The 16594-nt window shown below is 67.2% G+C and carries 15 protein-coding genes and 1 tRNA gene; 10 read left to right on the forward strand and 6 right to left on the reverse strand.

Translation table 11 applies throughout. The features are described 5' to 3' along the window. Window positions 1–141 precede the first annotated feature (141 nt). Window positions 142–2466, reverse strand: a complete 2325-nt coding sequence (locus tag ACODTA_RS27130) for a TonB-dependent receptor (RefSeq protein ID WP_489070376.1) — start codon at window positions 2464–2466, stop codon at window positions 142–144. A gap of 119 nt (window positions 2467–2585) precedes the next feature. On the opposite strand from ACODTA_RS27130, the gene ACODTA_RS27135 reads away from it, so the two are divergent. Further along, a complete protein-coding gene (locus tag ACODTA_RS27135) occupies window positions 2586–3224 on the forward strand; it encodes a TetR/AcrR family transcriptional regulator (protein ID WP_489070378.1) in 639 nt (212 codons plus the stop codon). Window positions 3225–3351: 127 nt separating this feature from the next. On the opposite strand, the gene ACODTA_RS27140 is transcribed toward ACODTA_RS27135, so the two are convergent. After that, on the reverse strand, window positions 3352–4911 hold the full coding sequence (locus ACODTA_RS27140) for a flavin monoamine oxidase family protein (RefSeq protein WP_489070380.1): 1560 nt from the start codon (window positions 4909–4911) through the stop codon (window positions 3352–3354). Window positions 4912–4986: 75 nt separating this feature from the next. Here ACODTA_RS27140 and hisC point away from each other — a divergent pair, with 75 nt between their 5' ends. Together hisC and ACODTA_RS27150 are read left to right on the forward strand one after the other, a co-directional pair. Continuing rightward, window positions 4987–6087: a histidinol-phosphate transaminase gene (gene hisC, locus ACODTA_RS27145; RefSeq protein WP_489070382.1), complete on the forward strand. Its 1101-nt coding sequence runs from the start codon at window positions 4987–4989 to the stop codon at window positions 6085–6087. Beyond that, window positions 6087–6995 (forward strand): prephenate/arogenate dehydrogenase family protein, encoded by a 909-nt coding sequence (locus ACODTA_RS27150; protein WP_489070384.1) that lies wholly within the window; start codon window positions 6087–6089, stop codon window positions 6993–6995. The genes hisC and ACODTA_RS27150 overlap by 1 nt, the downstream gene beginning before the upstream one ends. A 14-nt stretch (window positions 6996–7009) precedes the next feature. On the opposite strand, the gene ACODTA_RS27155 is transcribed toward ACODTA_RS27150, so the two are convergent. From ACODTA_RS27155 to ftsE, 4 genes are read right to left on the reverse strand one after another with little or no spacing between them, the layout of a single operon-like run. Then, window positions 7010–7693, reverse strand: coding sequence for a lysophospholipid acyltransferase family protein (locus ACODTA_RS27155; RefSeq protein ID WP_489070386.1), 684 nt, complete (start codon window positions 7691–7693; stop codon window positions 7010–7012). A 2-nt stretch (window positions 7694–7695) separates the two neighbouring features. Continuing rightward, window positions 7696–8226, reverse strand: a complete 531-nt coding sequence (locus tag ACODTA_RS27160; protein WP_489070388.1) for a YdcF family protein — start codon at window positions 8224–8226, stop codon at window positions 7696–7698. Then, window positions 8223–9119, reverse strand: a complete 897-nt coding sequence (locus tag ACODTA_RS27165; protein WP_489070390.1) for a cell division protein FtsX — start codon at window positions 9117–9119, stop codon at window positions 8223–8225. Before ACODTA_RS27165 ends, ACODTA_RS27160 begins: the two co-directional genes overlap by 4 nt. Further along, window positions 9116–9835, reverse strand: a complete 720-nt coding sequence (gene ftsE, locus ACODTA_RS27170) for a cell division ATP-binding protein FtsE (protein ID WP_222991714.1) — start codon at window positions 9833–9835, stop codon at window positions 9116–9118. The genes ACODTA_RS27165 and ftsE overlap by 4 nt, the downstream gene beginning before the upstream one ends. Window positions 9836–10028: 193 nt before the next feature. Here ftsE and ACODTA_RS27175 point away from each other — a divergent pair, with 193 nt between their 5' ends. The 7 genes from ACODTA_RS27175 (at window position 10029) to ACODTA_RS27205 (ending at window position 16575) form a co-directional block, all read left to right on the forward strand. Next, the gene (locus tag ACODTA_RS27175; RefSeq protein ID WP_489070393.1) at window positions 10029–10799 is read left to right on the forward strand and encodes an MJ0042-type zinc finger domain-containing protein; all 771 of its coding nucleotides are present in this window, start codon (window positions 10029–10031) and stop codon (window positions 10797–10799) included. Window positions 10800–10898: 99 nt separating this feature from the next. Next, window positions 10899–10985, forward strand: a tRNA-Leu gene (locus tag ACODTA_RS27180). Between the two features lie 77 nt (window positions 10986–11062). Next, window positions 11063–12175, forward strand: coding sequence for a type III polyketide synthase (locus ACODTA_RS27185; protein ID WP_489070395.1), 1113 nt, complete (start codon window positions 11063–11065; stop codon window positions 12173–12175). Further along, window positions 12172–12870 (forward strand): methyltransferase domain-containing protein, encoded by a 699-nt coding sequence (locus ACODTA_RS27190; protein ID WP_489070397.1) that lies wholly within the window; start codon window positions 12172–12174, stop codon window positions 12868–12870. The genes ACODTA_RS27185 and ACODTA_RS27190 overlap by 4 nt, the downstream gene beginning before the upstream one ends. After that, complete coding sequence (locus ACODTA_RS27195) at window positions 12849–13973, forward strand: NAD(P)/FAD-dependent oxidoreductase (protein WP_489070399.1); 1125 nt, start codon at window positions 12849–12851, stop codon at window positions 13971–13973. The genes ACODTA_RS27190 and ACODTA_RS27195 overlap by 22 nt, the downstream gene beginning before the upstream one ends. 5 nt (window positions 13974–13978) lie before the next feature. Further along, window positions 13979–14380 carry a peptide-methionine (R)-S-oxide reductase MsrB gene (gene msrB / locus ACODTA_RS27200; protein ID WP_489070401.1) on the forward strand — a complete coding sequence of 134 codons (402 nt, stop codon included), beginning with the start codon at window positions 13979–13981 and terminating at the stop codon, window positions 14378–14380. A 107-nt stretch (window positions 14381–14487) separates the two neighbouring features. After that, complete coding sequence (locus ACODTA_RS27205) at window positions 14488–16575, forward strand: transglycosylase domain-containing protein (protein ID WP_489070403.1); 2088 nt, start codon at window positions 14488–14490, stop codon at window positions 16573–16575. The last annotated feature ends 19 nt before the right edge of the window (window positions 16576–16594 follow it).

Here is a 16594-nt window from a genome sequence, read left to right on the forward strand (position 1 = left end):
CCCTTGCGGGGAAGAGGGCAGGGAGGCCGGCATGGGGGCGGGAGAGGAAGCGCTGGAGTCCTTGTCGGTCACGTCACGCTTTCCCTTCCCCGACTCTCCCCGCCGGCAGGGGGAGAGGCTGACCTGATCATCTTCCGGATCTTAGAACTTCAGGCCGAGCGTGGCGAACACCTGACGCGGATTGCCATAGAAAGCGGTGAGCACGCCTTCCTTGCCCAGTGTCGAGACATTGCCGTTCATATAGTTGTAGCCCGAGGTGATGTAGCGCTTGTCCGTCAGGTTCTTGCCGTGGACGCCGATCGAATAGCGATCGTCGTCCGACGTCCAGACGAGGCTGGCATCCCACAGCGCGTAGCCGGGCTGGTCGAGCGCCGGGATCGGCACCTCGAACTGATGGGTCAGGCTGCGATAGGACAGGGTGGTCGAAGCGTTGACCATGCCGCCCATCGCGGGAATGCCGGCCGCGAGCGTGCCCGACGCCGTCCATTTCGGCGTGTTCTGGAAGGTCCGCTGCTTGGCGACGTCGACGCCCGTGGGGCCGATGAAGCGCTTATACTGCGCATCGATATAGCCGAGCGCGCCGTTGAAGGAGAAACGCGATCCGGCACCGGCGAAATCGCGTGCGAGCACGGCGTTCGCTTCGAGTTCGAGGCCCTTGATCGTCGCCTTGGCGGCGTTGGTGGTGATGCCGCAGAAGCCGGGCAGGCCGCCGACGAGACAGCCGACCGAACCGGGGATCTGCACATCCTTATAGTTCGAATAGAAGCCCGCGAGGCTCAGTGTCAGGCGGCGATCGAACAGCGAGCCCTTATAGCCCACTTCATAGGTGTCGACCTTCTCCGGATCGAAGGAGAGGAAATTGTAGATGTCCTGGTAAGTCCGGCCCGCTGCGGGGTTGCTGATCGGCGCCGAGGTGCCCGAACCGCGCGGATCGAAGCCACCGCCCTTGAAGCCCTTCGAATAGGAAGCATAGACCATGTTGTCGTCGTCGGGCTTGAAGCTCAAGGACGCGCGCGGCGTGAATTCCTTGAAGGTGCGCTCGCCACGGAAGTCGGTCGCCACCGCGATCGCGACGGGTGCGAGCGTGCCGCCGAATTCGGGGGAGAGCCCCGTGATCCGGTTCGCCTTGTAGACAAAGGCGTTGCGCTTGTCGTTGGTGAAGCGCCCGCCGACCGACAGGCTGAGCTGGTCGGTGAAATCGAAGGTGAAATCGCCGAAGACCGACCAGGTGTCGGTCCGCACGTCGCCGGCGGTGTAGCCGTTGAGGCCGGGCAGGCCGAGCGGTGCACCGGTCAGGCCGAGCAGCACGTCGAACGAGGTCGAGGCGCGGGCATCGAGATAATAGAAGCCGACCAGACCATTCAGCCGCTCGCTCTCGTACAGCACCTGGAATTCCTGGCTGATCTGTTCGTTGCGATAGACGGCGGGCACATCGACATCGACCGAAGGCAGCGCGTCGAAATCGATCGGCGTGAAGCTGCGATCCTTGCGCCAGGCGCTGATCGAACGCAGCGTGAAGGCGTCGCTCAGCTCGGCGGTGATGTTCATCGCGAGACCATAGGCCTCGATATCCTGCTTCGGCTTGTTGAGCCCGGCGCGGGTGTCATAGACATTGTCGAGCACCGGCGCCCCCGAGACGAGGCCCGGGATCAACCGGTGGCCGTTGCGCGGATCGGACTTGTCACGGGTATAATCGCCCGAGATACGGATGAGCACCGGCGCGCCGTTGCCGCCGAACTCGACGGTGCCGCGCCCGGCCCACACGTCCTTGTTGTAATTCTCGAGCCCCGGAATGTTGAGATTGTCGCCGAAACCACCGCGCGACAGCCGCGCGACCGAACCGCCGATGCGGATCATGTCGCTGATCGGCGTGCTGGCCGTGACGACCAGATCGGCCTGGTTATAGGTGCCATAGGTGGCGCGGATCTTGAGCTGGGTTTCGTCGGGCAGCGCGCGCGTCACATATTTGACCGCGCCGCCGATGGTGTTGCGGCCGTAGAGCGTGCCCTGGGGACCACGCAGCACCTCGATCCGCTCGACATCATAGATATCGAGCACGGCGGCCTGGGGACGGTTGAGATAGACATCGTCCAGATAGACGCCGATGCCCGCCTCGAAACCGGGAACCGGATCCTGCTGGCCGACACCGCGGATGAAGGCGGTGAGCGTCGAATTGGTGCCGCGCGAATTTTCGAGCGTGGTGTTGGGGGTGACGTTCGAGATTTCGGTGATGTCGATCGCGCCCGCGCGTTCGAGTTGCGCCCCCGAAAAGGCGGTAACCGCGATCGGCACGTCGAGCAGGCTTTCCTCGCGGCGGCGCGCGGTGACGACGATATCGCCGCTATCGTCCTCGGCCGTGGCTTCAGGGGCGGAGGCTTCTTGCGAGAATGCAGGCTGCGCCGAAAGTGCTGCGATGGCGACACCCAGGCTGAACAGGGTGCGGGCGGACAGGTTGATTCGGGACATGGCTTTCACTCCTCCCCATGACAATTGGCTCGACCTCTGGTGGGTTGTGCCGGTTCGAAACGAGCCTATACTGAAACCTGAACCAAGTTTCAACTTGGGTTGAAGACGGGAGGAATAAAATGTCGGGCGAGCGTAGCGCGGAAGACACAGTCGGGACTTCGCCGACCAGCGAAGCGAAGACGCCGCGCACCGAGCGCGGGCGCAGGACGCTGCGCGCGATCCTGGACGCGGCGGCCACCGAGTTCGGCGAAAAGGGGTTTCACGAAGGCTCGATCAGCGGCATCACCAGCCGCGCCGGCGTCGCGCTGGGCAGCTTCTACACCTATTTCGATTCGAAGGATGAAGTGTTCCGCGCGCTGGTGCGTGACATGAGCGCGCAGGTGCGCGACCATGTCGGTCCGCGCGTCCAGGCGGCGACCGACGAGATCGACGCCGAACGGATCGGCCTCGAATCCTTCCTGACCTTCGTGCGCGAGCACAAGGAGATCTACCGGATCATCGACGAATCGGAATTCGTCGATCCCGACAGCTATCGCCAGCATTATGCGAGTTCGGTCGAGCGCATCGCCAGACGCCTGCAGGCGGGCGCCGAACGCGGCGAGGTTCGCGCAGATGTCGGCGAGGTCCATGCCTGGGCGGTGATGGGCATGAACGTGTTCCTCGGCCTGCGCTACGGCGTCTGGGACGAGGATGTCAGCCCCGAAGAGGTCGCGGCGACCGCGAACGAGATCCTGCGCAAGGGCCTGGCGCCCTCCTAATTCCTCGGGGGACCATGCCGTCAGGCATGGTGGAGGGGTAAGCCGCAGAGCGGCGACTGCGTCGCCCAACCCCACCACCGTCCTTCGGACGGTCCCCCTCCTCTTCAGGAAGGATCTGAGGAGAACGTCACGCCTTCACCGCCAGGCTCGTCAGCACGGCTTCCGCCGCCAGCCGCCCGGTCTGCGCACCGCCGTTCATATAGCCGGGGAAGGCATCGGACAGATGCTCGCCCGCGAAGACGATCGGACCGGCGGGCGCGGGCGGCGTCACCACGCCTTCCTCCTCCAGCCAGAAATGACCGGCGAAGCGCTTCAACTGGCCCGGCGCGAAGCTGGAATAGCCGCCGCGCGCGAAGGGATCCTTCGCCCAGGCCGTGCGCCGCATCGTGCGCGCGGCAAGCCCTGGCACCGCCGGCGCGATCGCCGCTTCGGCGCGGCGCAACACCTCGTCGACCTCGCCCGCCAGCAGCGCATCGACCTGATCGCCGCCGAAGAACCAGGTGAGCACGCCAGCCTCGCCCGGCTGGCCCGAACTTGCATCCCAGAATTCGGAGAACACTCCCGGTCCCTTGGTATCGACCGCCCAGGCCGCACCCGCCGGACCGGTCTGCGCTTCCCAGCTTCGTCTGGCGTAGCCGGCGTTGATCTTCTCGTTGCGGCCACAATCGATCTCGGCGACCAGCGATCGCCAGCTCTCCGGCAACAGGTCGCCATAATCGATCGTGCGCATCAGCGGCGCGGGCACCGTGATGACGACCCGGTCGGCCTCGTCGGTGACGCCGTTGGCGAAGCGCAATCTGACGCGCCCGCCGACACGCTCGACGGCGGTCAGCGCATGGCCCGTCGCGATCCGTGGCAGCAGTGGATCCGACAAGGCGCGAACGACGCTCGATGAACCGCCCCTCAGGATATAGCGCTCGTCGCTCGTCGAGATCAGTTCCGCCTGCGCACCATCGACGACGGGTAGGTTGAACAGCAGTTCGATCGCCGAGGCCTGTTGCGGTTCCGCACCGAATTCGGTGCGGATCGTCGCCTCGATCAAGGCGCGGACATGCGGAGTCAGCATGTCGCGATGACCGTCGAGATACTGCGAGACCGAGAGCTTGTCGAAGACCGGCGCCATGACGTCATAATTGCCGTCCAACGCGGCGGCGTCCTTCGAGATCTGGCCGGCGATCGCGCGCAGATCGCGCACCAGCACGGCATCGTCGATCATCTTTCCGTCGACGACGTAGCGGCTGTGCGCATGCATCGGCTTGCGATCGATCAGCGCGATGCCGAAGCGTTCGGCCAGCTTCAGCATATCGTCGTGATCGGTGTTGATCAGGTTGGCGCCGTCCTCGATATCCAGGCCGGGTTCCGGCGCGTTGTTGGCGGTGAACACGCGGCCGCCCAAACGCCCCCGCGCTTCATAAAGCTTTGCGTCGATGCCGTTGGCGACAAGCTTGTCGAGCGCGCAAAGCCCGGCAAGGCCCCCGCCGATGACGACGACACGCATCGCTTCGCGCGCGCGTACCGGCTGCGGCCAGCCGATCAGCGGCACGGCGCTCGCCGCAGCAAGCGCCGCGAGCGCGCGCCTTCGCGTGATGCCTTCAGGCGTACGGGTCGGCGCGGGTGCGCCCATATCTTCCAGATTGGCGCGGCGCGCTTCGCCCAGCAGCCGCCACAATGGTCCCGAACCGCGCATTCCCGCTCTCCCCCTTCGGACGAGACGGCCTTAGCATGGTTGCGCGGCGCGCGCGATTGCGCCATGCGCTCGCGCATGATCGCACCGCAACCCAAGCCCTGGATCCTCGGGATCGCCCCCTATGTGCCCGGCCGCTCGACGAGCGACGACGGACGCAAGCTGGTCAAACTCTCCTCGAACGAAAATCCGCTCGGCACCAGCGCCAGCGCGATCGCAGCGTTCGAAGCGGAGCAGAGCAGCCTGTCGCGCTACCCCGATGCGGACGCGACCGCGCTGCGCGACGCGATCGCCGCGCATCACGGCATCGATCCGGCACGCGTGATCCACGGCACCGGATCCGACGAGATCCTGCACCTGGCCGCCGGCGCCTATGCGGGCGTGGGCGACGAGGTGCTCTACGTCCGCTACGGCTTCTCGGTCTACGATATCGCGGCGCGACGCGTCGGCGCGGTACCGGTGGTGGCACCCGACCGCGACTATGCGACCGATGTCGACGCGCTGCTGGCAGCGGTGACCGAGCGGACGCGCGTCGTGTTCGTCGCCAATCCCAACAATCCGACGGGCACCTATACCCCGCGCGACGAGATCGCGCGGCTGCACGCGGGCCTGCCGGGCGATGTGCTGCTGGTGATCGACCAGGCCTATGCCGAATATCTCGCCGACGACGAACGCGACGGCGCCTTCGAACTGGCGCGGACCGCGCCCAATGTGCTGGTCACGCGCACCTTCTCAAAGATCTACGGCCTGGCGGCCGGGCGGATCGGCTGGGGATATGGCGCCGCCGAAGTCATCGACGCGATGAACCGCATCCGCGCACCGTTCAACATCACCACCGCGAGCCAGCAAGCAGCGATCGCGGCACTGGCCGACACCGATTTCGTCGCGCACAGCCGCGCGCACAATGCCGAATGGCTGGCCTGGTTCAACGCGCAGATCGCCGCACTCGGCAATGCCGGGCTGCGCGCCGTGCCGTCGCGCGCCAATTTCGTGCTGGTGCTGTTCGAAGGGCAACTGACCGCCGAACGGGCCTATGAAGGGCTGATGGAGCGCGGCTTCATCGTCCGCTGGCTGCCGGGCCAGGGCCTGCCGCACGGGCTGCGCATCACCATCGGCAGCGAGGAAGAGACGCGCGGCGTGGTCGACGCCCTGCGTGCGCTGGCGGAGGCCGCCGGCTGATGCTGCCCTTCGCCCGCGTCACCGTCATCGGGCTGGGGCTGATCGGCTCGTCGATCCTGCGCGCGGTGCGCAGCCATATGCCGACGGTGCGGTTGACCGGCCATGATGCCGATCCGGCGGTGCGCGAGACCGTGCGCCGCCTCGACCTGTGCGACGACGTCACCGACACGCCGGGCGCCGCCGTGATCGATGCCGATCTGGTGATCCTGTGCGTACCGGTGGGCGCGATCGGCGCAGCGGCGGAATCCTTCGCGGCCGACCTGCCGGCAGACGCGATCGTCACGGATGTCGGCGGATCCAAGGCGAGCGTCGCCGAGGCGCTGCGCGCGGCACTGCCCGGCGCGACGATCGTGCCCGGCCACCCCGTCGCCGGCACCGAGCATAGCGGGCCGGAGGCGGGCTTCGCCACGCTGTTCCACGGACGCTGGTGCATCCTGACGCCCGAGGACGACACGCCCGAAGGCGCGACGGAACGCGTTCGCGCCTTCTGGGAGAAGCTCGGCTCCAATGTCGAGATCATGAACCCGAAGCATCACGATCTGGTGCTGGCGGTGACGAGCCATGTGCCGCACCTGATCGCCTATTCGATCGTCGGCACCGCCTCCGACCTCGAGAACGTCACCCAGGGCGAGGTCATCAAATATTCGGCGGGCGGTTTCCGCGACTTCACGCGTATCGCAGCGTCCGACCCGACGATGTGGCGCGATGTCTTCCTCAACAATCGCGAAGCGGTGCTCGAGATCCTCCAGCGCCTGACCGAGGATGTCACTGCGCTGCAGCGCGCGATCCGCTGGGGCGATGGCGACACTTTGTTCGATCTTTTTGCCCGCACCCGCGCGATCCGCCGCTCGATCATCGAGCAGGGCCAGGACGACGAACGCCCCGATTTCGGGCGCAGCCACGAATAACACGCCTTTGCCGGTCAGGGGTTCAGCGCGTTGATCTCCGCATGGACCAGCGCCTCGGCGGCGTCGCGGTCCAGCCCCGGCTCGATGACGTCACCGAAGCGGAAGGTGATGATCCCCGGCCGTTTCAGGAAGCTGCGGCGCGGCCACAGCCGGCCGCTGTCGAGCGCCACCGGCACCACCGGCAAACCGATATGGCGATAGAGCCCTGCAAAACCGGCGCGCAGCGGCGCCCGCTCGCCATGCGGCACCCGCGTCCCTTCGGGAAACAGGATGAGCGAGCGGCCCCGCGCGGCCGCCGCGCGCGATGCCGTGACGAGCGAGCGCAACGCCTTGGCGCCGCCCGCGCGATCGATGGCGATGGCGCCGTGGCGCGTCGCGACGCCGCCCCAGAAGGGAATGTCGATCAATTCCTTCTTCATCAACACCGCCGGCTCGCCGATCAGCAGCAGGACCTCCAGCGTCTCGTACATCGATTCATGCTTGATCGCGTAGAGCACGGGCCGGTCGGGGATCACGCCCTCCACCCGCGTATGAATGCCCAGGATCCGTTCGGCGCAGCGACGATGGAAACGCGCCCAGAGCCAGGCCGCGCGGCGCGCGCCCGCCTCCGAGCGGCTGAAGACCGCCGCACGCAGCACATAATAGACGCTGCCGATATAGAAGACGAACGCGAACAGCATCGAGCGCATGAACAGCATCGTCAGAGCCCGACCAGCGCGCCGAGCCGGCTCAGCAGATATTTGTGATATTCCTTGAACAGCATCGAGAATCCCGCGCGGCTCTTCACCGCGTCACTGATGATTTCCACGTCCGGCCCCAGCGCGCGTTCAAGCTCATAGCGCGCGCGCCGCATATGCCAATCGGTGGTGACGAACCGGACGGTGCGATAGCGACGCGCATCGATCCAGCGCGCCGTCTCCAGCGCGTTCGAACGCGTATCGACCGCTTCCCGGCCAAGGTCGACGCAGCAATCGAACAGCGAAGCCGGCACCTTCTGCGCCAGCGCCAGTTCATGCGGCCGCACGTCGCGATTGACGCCCGATATCAACATGCGACGCGCCCGGCCGGCCTGGAGCAGCGCCAGTCCACGCTCGATACGGCCTGGCGCACCGGTCAGCACGACGATCGCATCGGTCGCGCCGTCAGGAGCCGGCTGCGGCAGGGTGACGACGAACATCGCGAAGCCCAATGCCCAGAGCAACGGCACGATCGAGAAGATGCGCCGGATCACAGCATGCGCCGCAAGGTACGCAGCACGGTGATCCGCGCCGCCAGCATCGCGAGGATCGCGCCGACAAGCGGAAGCGCGAGAATCAATGCCCAGGCCCGCAAGCCCAGCGTCACGGCGCCCAGCAGATCGGAGCCGATCTCGCTCACCCTCGCACCGAGCAGCATCAGCACCGCGACCGCCGATGTCAGCCCGACAAGGCCGCCGAACAGCGCATCGAGCGCGATCCGGCGCTGGAACAGCCAGGCGATCTGCGTGTCGGTCGATCCCATCAGGTGAAGCACGTCGATGGTGAAGCGATGCGTGTTGAGCGCGGCGCGCGCGGCGAGCACCACCGCCGCCGCCGTCGCCGCCGCCATCAGGAGAACCAGTGCGATCGCCAGCCAGCGCAGCGAGTCGATCAAGCCGGTCAGCGGCGCCAGCCAGCGGGCATGGCGATCGATCCGCGCCTTGGGCGCGGCGGCGCGCACGGCGGCCGCGACATCCTCCATCGCGCGCGCGCCGCCGTCGGAGAGCACGACGTCGATCAGCGCCGGCACCGGCAGTTCGTCGCCGGCAAGTCCGCCTGCGCCCAGATAGGGTTCGAGCAGCGCCGCCATCTCGGCCTGGCTAAGCCTGTCAACCGTGCGGACCACCGAAAGCCGCTCGAGCGCGGACGCGACGGCGACTGCCTGACGATCGCGGACCACCGGATCGGCCTCGACGATCTGCACGGTCAGCTTGCCCGCCAGATCGTCGCCCAACGCACGCGCCGCCGCACCGAGCCCGAGCCCGGCGGCGGCGGCCAGCACGGTCAGGAACATCATGATCGCGATCACCCAGGGCATCGGCCCCGCCAGCCGCCCTTCGGGCAGCAGCCGCCGATCCGCCGCCGAGGGCGTCCAGCCGAAGCTCATTCGGATCCGCCCATCTCGCTGCGGCGCGGCGGATAGCGAAGCGCGCCGGTGGGATCGGACAGACGCCCGCGATCGATCCGCATCATGTTCGCATGCGGAATGCGACTGAGCAGATGGATGTCGTGGGTGGCGACGACGATGGTGGTGCCGAGCTTGTTGAGCCCGTCGAACAGGTGCAGGAGCCGCGCCGCCATGTCGGGATCGACGTTGCCGGTGGGCTCGTCCGCGACGAGGATCTCGGGCCGGCCGATCACCGCGCGCGCGATCGCGACGCGCTGCTGCTCTCCGCCCGACAATGTCGCCGGACGCGCGCTTGCGCGATCCTTCAACCCGACCCAGGCGAGCATCTCGTTGACCGGGGTCTCGATCTCGCGCTCCTCATAGCCGCCGATCCGCAGCGGCAGGGCGACATTGTCGTATGCGGAAAGATGCGGGACGAGCCGGAAATCCTGAAAGACGACGCCGATCCGCCGACGCAGCGCGGGCAGCCGCGCGCGCGGCATGGTGACAGCATCCTCACCGAACAGCCGGATCAGGCCACGGCTGGGTCGCTGCGAGAGATAAAGCAGCTTGAGCAGCGAGGTCTTGCCGGCGCCCGACGGGCCAGTGAGAAAATAGAAGCTGCCGGTATTGAGCGTGAAGCTGACATCGGACAGCGTCTCCGCGCCCGTGCCGTAGCGCAGACCGACATTCTCGAACTGCACGATGCTCGCCATCGCGACCCGAAACGCTCCCTCAAACCCTGCCGTTCGTCCCCGAAACCCGCCATCGCACAGCCGCATCGCCCGCGTAAAGGAGATGTTGACCCCGCAACGGCCCAAGATGCTTGCAACATCGTCGCACAGCGTGTTTACACTGGCAGGCTTATTGCGTGCCTTATCAAGATCTAGACGGACACAGCCACATCGCATGATCCTGACATGCCCAGAGTGCAGGACGAGATATCTGGTCCCGGACAGCGCGATCGGACCGGTCGGCCGAACGGTGCGCTGCGCATCGTGCAAGCATAGCTGGTTCCAGCAACCCGCGCCGCTCGATCTCGAAAGTCCCGCGCCGCCGGCGATACCGGCCGCCGAGCCGGCGCCGCGAGAGCCCGAACCGATCCCCGCGGCGACGCTACCCCAGGCGCCGCCGCTGCCGGAGATCGAGCGCACCGCGCCGACCGCCGCGGATACGATTCCCGCCGCGACGGAGACCGAAGCGGTCGATTACGATGCCTTCGCGCACGAGCCTCCGTTCCGCCCGCGTCGCAATCCGCTGCGCCGATGGACGCTCGCCGCCGCCGCGGCGGCGGTGCTGATGATCGGCGGGATCGGCGCGATCCAGTATTTCGGCACGCCCGGCATCGCCGCCTGGCTCGGCTTCGGCACTGCCGAGGCGGACGTGCCGCTGCTGCTGGAGTTCCCGACCAAGCCAGAACGGCGCGAACAGCCGAGCGGCAACGAGCTCTTCACGGTTTCGGGCCGCATCGTGAACCCGACCGATACGCCGCAGATGGTGCCCGATATCCTGGCGGAATTGCGCGACGCATCCGGGCGGGTCGTCTATGGCTGGCGCATCGTCCCCCCTGTCCGGCGCCTGCCACCCAAGGGCACGGCGGAGTTCGACAGCGCGGAAATGGACGTGCCCAAGAGCGCGCAGAAGCTGACGGTGAGCTTCGCGGGAAGCGGTGCGAAATAAAGCTTCGCAGCCTCTTCCCAAGCACGATCGGCTTTGCTAGAGGCCGCGCCTTACCAGCGCCGGCCACCCCTTCGGGGTTCATCCGGTGGGCAGGACTGTGCGGTCGTGGCGGAATTGGTAGACGCGCAACGTTGAGGTCGTTGTGGGCGAAAGCCCGTGGAAGTTCGAGTCTTCTCGACCGCACCATCACCTGAAATCTCAAACACCCCGCATGGGCCGAAACGCTTTCGGCCCATGGCGCGTTGCGCTATGAAACCGATTGAATGCGCCCATGGGGAAAGAGCGCGGTCTCTAGGAAGAAGGCTGCCTGCTTGACCGCTTATCTCAACGCCATCGGCACCGCCGTTCCCGATCATGATATCCATGCCGCCTTTATCGGCTGGGCCGAAGCACGATTGCCGCGACGCGAGCGCGCCCTGTTTAGTCGCATGGCCGGACGAGCCGGCATCGCGCACCGCTGGTCGGTGCTGCCACAGGCGCCCGGCGGCGGGTCGCCGGTCGAGCCGGGCGGTTTCTATGCCGGGGACCCACTGCCGCCGACCTCCGCACGCATGGCACTTTATGCGGAGGCTGCGCCCGCGCTGGCGGAAAGAGCGGTCGCGGCGCTGGGCGACGCTTTCGTGGCCGACAGGATCACACACCTCGTGGTAGCGAGCTGCACCGGCTTCACCGCACCAGGCGTCGACCAGATACTGGCAACGCGGCTCGGTCTGTCACCGAATATCGAACGGCTGCTGATCGGCTTCATGGGCTGTTATGCCGCCGTCACCGCCCTACGCGCGGCGCGGCACATCGTTCGTTCCGAACCCGACGCCCGTGTGCTCGTCGTCACGGTCGAGCTCTGCTCGCTCCATCTGAGACCGATGGACGAGATCGAACCGCTTCTCGCGGGCCTGCTGTTCGGCGATGGCGCGGCAGCGGCGATCGTCAGCGCCGAACCGAAGGGCCTGACGCTGGGATCGGGTTTTTCGACGACGCTGGCGGAAGCCGAATCGCTGATAACCTGGACGATCGGCGACCAGGGCTTCGCGATGACGCTGTCGGGCGAAGTGCCTGGGCGGATCGCGATCGCGCTTGCCGACGAAACGACGCGCATGCGCTTGGCCGGCGGCGGCAAGCCGGAGGAGATCGCGCATTGGGCGGTCCATGCCGGCGGCCGATCGATCCTCGACGCCGTCGCGCACGGCCTGGCGCTCGACGACATGGCGCTGTCCGATTCGCGTGACGTGCTCCACGCATATGGCAACATGTCGTCGGCGACGCTGATGTTCGTGCTTGCCCGCATCTTGCGGCGCGGCGTCTCCGGTCTGGGCGTCGCGCTCGCGTTCGGCCCCGGACTCGCCGCCGAGGGGTTCGCCTTCGGACGCGTGGCATGAGAGACCTGTCCGTCCGCGCCCTGGAAGAGGAGCGGATGGACGATCCGGCGCTTGCCCCGGAAACCTATGAAGCGGTGATGCGCGATCTGGCGCGCGTCAATCGCGTGACCATGGCGCGCCGCCCCACGCTGAGCTTCCTCGATCGCGCACTTTGCGGGCGGCGCAAATTCCGCCTGCTGGATGTCGGTTTCGGCGATGGCGACATGCTGCGCGCGATCGCCGGCTGGGCGAACCGGCGCGGAATCACCGCCGATCTGGTCGGTGTCGATCTCAACCCCAGCAGCGCGCCAGCCGCACGGGCGCACACCCCGCCCGATCTGACGATCGACTGGCGCACGGGCGACTATGCGGCGTTCGCCGGCGAGGGCTTCGACCTCGTGATCTCGAGTCTTGTCGCGCATCACATGACGCACGCCCAGCTCGTCGCCTTTCTGCGTTTCATGGAGAGCGAGGCGCGGATCGGATGGTTCGTCAACGACCTGCACCGCCATCGCTTCGCCTATGCCGGTTTCCCGCTGCTCGCCGGGATCATGCTCTGGCATCCGATCGTCCGCCACGACGGCACGCTTTCGATCGCGCGATCCTATCGCCCCGCCGAATGGCCACCGATCTTGGCCGAAGCGGGGATCGGGAACGGCGCGACACGGATCCACCGCGCCTTCCCCTTCCGGCTATGCGTCGAACGGCTGCGCTGATCGCGGGCGGCGGCCCGGCGGGCGCCGCAACCGCTATCGCAATGGCGCATGCCGGCCATCCGGCACTGCTGATCGAGCGCCATCGCGAGACCGGCGACGCATTGTGCGGCGGTTTCCTGAGCTGGCGCACGCGGGACGCGCTGGATCGGCTGGGCATCGACCGCGCCGCGCTCGGCGGCCATGCGATCGCCCGCGTCCGCATCTTCGCGAATGGGCGAATGGGCGAAGCGCGATTGCCTGGCGAAGCGATCGGAGTATCGCGCCGACGGCTCGACGGCATGCTGCTGGCGCGCGCCGAAGCAATGGGCAGCGCGGTCGAACGCGGTATCGCCATCCGATCGGCTGCGCCGGGGTCGGTCGAACTCGCGGACGGCGCAACGATCGCGTGCGAGGCGCTGTTCCTGGCGACCGGCAAGCATGACTGCCGTGGCCTTGCGCGACCCAAGCCGCAGGGCGACCCCGCGCTCGGGCTTCGCCGCAGGATCGCGCCTTCGCTGGGGCTCGGGCGGTTGGTGGGCGATGCGATCGAGCTTCACCTGTTCCGGGGTGGCTATGCCGGCCTGCTGCTGCAGGAGGATGGCAGCGCCAATCTCTGCATGGCGGTGCGCAAGTCTCGACTTGCCGACGCCGGCGGCGATCCGGAGAAATTGTTGACGTCACTGGCCGCCGAATCACCAGCCCTTGCGGATCGTCTGGCCTATGCCGACGGCCCCGCCGCTTGCGATGCGATCGGATCGGTGCCCTATGGCTGGCGCGCGCGTGAAACCGAACCAGGCATCTTCCGGCTGGGCGACCAGGCTGCCGTCATCCCTTCGCTTGCCGGGGAGGGAATTGGCATCGCGCTCGCCAGCGGCATGATGGCGGCGTCGCACTGGCTGGGCGCGGGCGCTGCGAGCGCTGCGGATTTCCAGGCGGATCTGGCCGCAAGGACGGCACGACCGGTGCGCATCGCCGGGCTGGTCGCCGCCGCCGCCGACACCCGAATCGGTCGCCGAACCGGTCCCGGAGCCATCACCGCCATGCCGGGCCTGGCCGGCCTGCTCGCACGCGTGACGCGGATCGCCGCCACACCCTTGACCGCGCGCGCGGACGGCACCAGATGATGGGCATGGAAAAGCTGGACCTTCCCGAGAGCGAATGGCGCAAGCGCCTGACGCCCGAGCAATATCATGTGCTCCGCGAAGCGGGGACGGAGCGGGCCTTTACCGGCATCTACAACGACAACAAGGCGCCCGGCACCTATCGCTGCGCCGGCTGTGGCGCTGAGCTGTTCCGATCCGACGAAAAATATGATTCGGGATCGGGCTGGCCGAGCTTCATCGCCCCGGCAAGCACCGACGCGGTCGTCGAACATACCGATATCAGCCATGGCATGCGCCGCGTCGAGGTGCGCTGCGCCAAGTGCGATGGCCATCTGGGCCATGTCTTTCCCGACGGCCCGGCCGAGAACGGGCTGCGATATTGCATGAACAGCGCCGCGCTCAGTTTCGAAGGGCGCGAAAAGCGCTGAACCGGGCGACGGCGCGGTTCGTGTGTGGCGCCCGCGCGCTTTTTCGGTGCAGGAACGATGCAGTCGCTTGGCACCGCGCCCAACTCCGCGTAAATCGCTGACGATCGATGGCCGCATCCCGCAAATCCCCCCGCAAGACGCCGCGCACCTGGCGCAGCACGGTCATCAGGATTTTCAAGATCCTGCTGCTGGCCGGGCTCGCCGGATTGATCGCGCTGGCGGTCGCCGTGGGCATCGCCATGTCGAGCATCCCGAGCTTCGGCGAATTGCAGCGCGATCCCAACGGCCAGATGATCCAGGTGCGCGCCGCCGACGGATCGATCATCGCATCGCTCGGCCCGAGCTATGGCGAATGGCTGCGCTATGACGAGATCCCCAGGACCATGGTCGACGCGATGGTCTCGGTCGAGGACCGGCGCTTCCGCGCGCATCCCGGCGTCGATCCGATCGGCCTGGCGCGATCGGCCTATGTCCGCATCCAGCGCGGCCGCTGGGTGCAGGGCGGATCGACGATCACGCAGCAGCTTGCGCGCAACATCTTCCTGACCAATGCGCGCACCTTCGGCCGGAAGGCGCGCGAGATGATCCTGGCGCTCGCGATGGAGCGCAAGTTCAGCAAGGATCAGATCCTCGAGCTCTATTTGAACAAGGTCTATTTCGGCGGCGGCGCCTATGGCATCGACGCCGCGAGCCGCCGCTTCTTCGGCCATGACGCGAAACGTCTGTCGCTCGGCGAAGCCGCCGTGATCGCAGGCCTTGTGAAGGCGCCGTCGCGCTATTCGCCGACCGCCGACGCGCAGGCCGCGATCGACCGCGCCACCGTCGTGCTCGAAGTGATGCAGGATGCCGGCACGATCACCGCCGCCCAGGCCGCCGCGGTCGATACCAAGGCGATCAAGCTGGCGCGCGAACCGCAGCAGGACAGCGTCCGTTATTTCACCGACTGGGCACTGCCCCAGCTCGAAATGCTGATCGACGAGACCGAACGGCCGATCGACGTGTGGACGACGATCGATCCGGGCATGCAGCGCGCCGCCACCGCCGCCATCGTCGCCAATGCGCCCGCCGGCACACAGGGCGCGCTGGTTTCGCTCGATCGCGACGGCGCCGTGCGCGCGATGGTCGGTGGCAAGGATTATGTCTCCTCGATCTACAACCGCGCGACGCAGGCGACGCGCCAGCCCGGATCAGCGTTCAAGCTGTTCGTCTATCTGGCGGCGCTGGAGAACGGCTACACCCCGGAGACGATGGTCACGGACGAACCGATCTCGATCAACGGCTGGAGCCCGCGCAACAGTTCGGGCCGGAATTCGGGCGAGATCTCGCTGCGCACCGCCTTCACCTATTCGATCAACACCGTCGCGGCGAAGATCGGCCAGGAAGTGGGTTTCTCGACGGTGGCGGACATGGCACGCCGCTTCGGCATCACCACCCCGCTCAACACCCATCCCTCGATGGTGCTCGGCACCGCCGACGTCCGGCTGCTCGACATGACGCGCGCCTATGCGGCGGTCGCGCATGGCGGCATCGCGGTCACGCCCTATGGCATCACCAAGGTGACGACCGAGAATGGCGAGATCCTCTATCAGCACCGCAGCGACGAATCGCGCGTGCTGGTGGCGCCCTGGGTCGCGGCGCAGATGACCGACCTGTTGCAGACCGCGGTCAGCGCGGGCACCGGCCGCGCCGCGCAGATCGGTCGCCCGGTCGCCGGCAAGACCGGCACGACCAGCTCGAACAAGGACGGCTGGTTCATGGGCTTTTCGAGTGGACTGACCACCGGTGTGTGGATGGGGCGTGACGATGCCAAGCGCGTCGGCGGGCTGCAGGGCGGCACCGCCCCGGCGCGCGCCTTCGCCGCCTTCATGACCAAGGCGGTGGCGAACCGGCCGATCGAGAAGTTCGAGACCGACGTCACCCTGCCCGAGGAGCAGCTCGAGCCCGACGAAGACGCCTATTATGGCGAGCCCGACAATGGCACGACCATGTATGTCGATGACAATGGCAACCCGGTCTACGCGCCCGACGCGCCGCCGGCCGATCCGGGCACGGAAGGCCGCGATGTCGAGGCGCCACCGACGCTCGACCAGCAATGGCTCGACAATGTCCTGGGGCGTCCGCAGCCCCAGCGGCCACGCCGCCCCGAAGATGCACGCACGCCGGCTCCGGTGCCCGCCAACCGCCGTTCGTCCTGAAGAGCGCGCAGCCCCGCGC

The sequence above is a fragment of the Sphingomonas sp. FG14 genome (genome assembly GCF_057809675.1).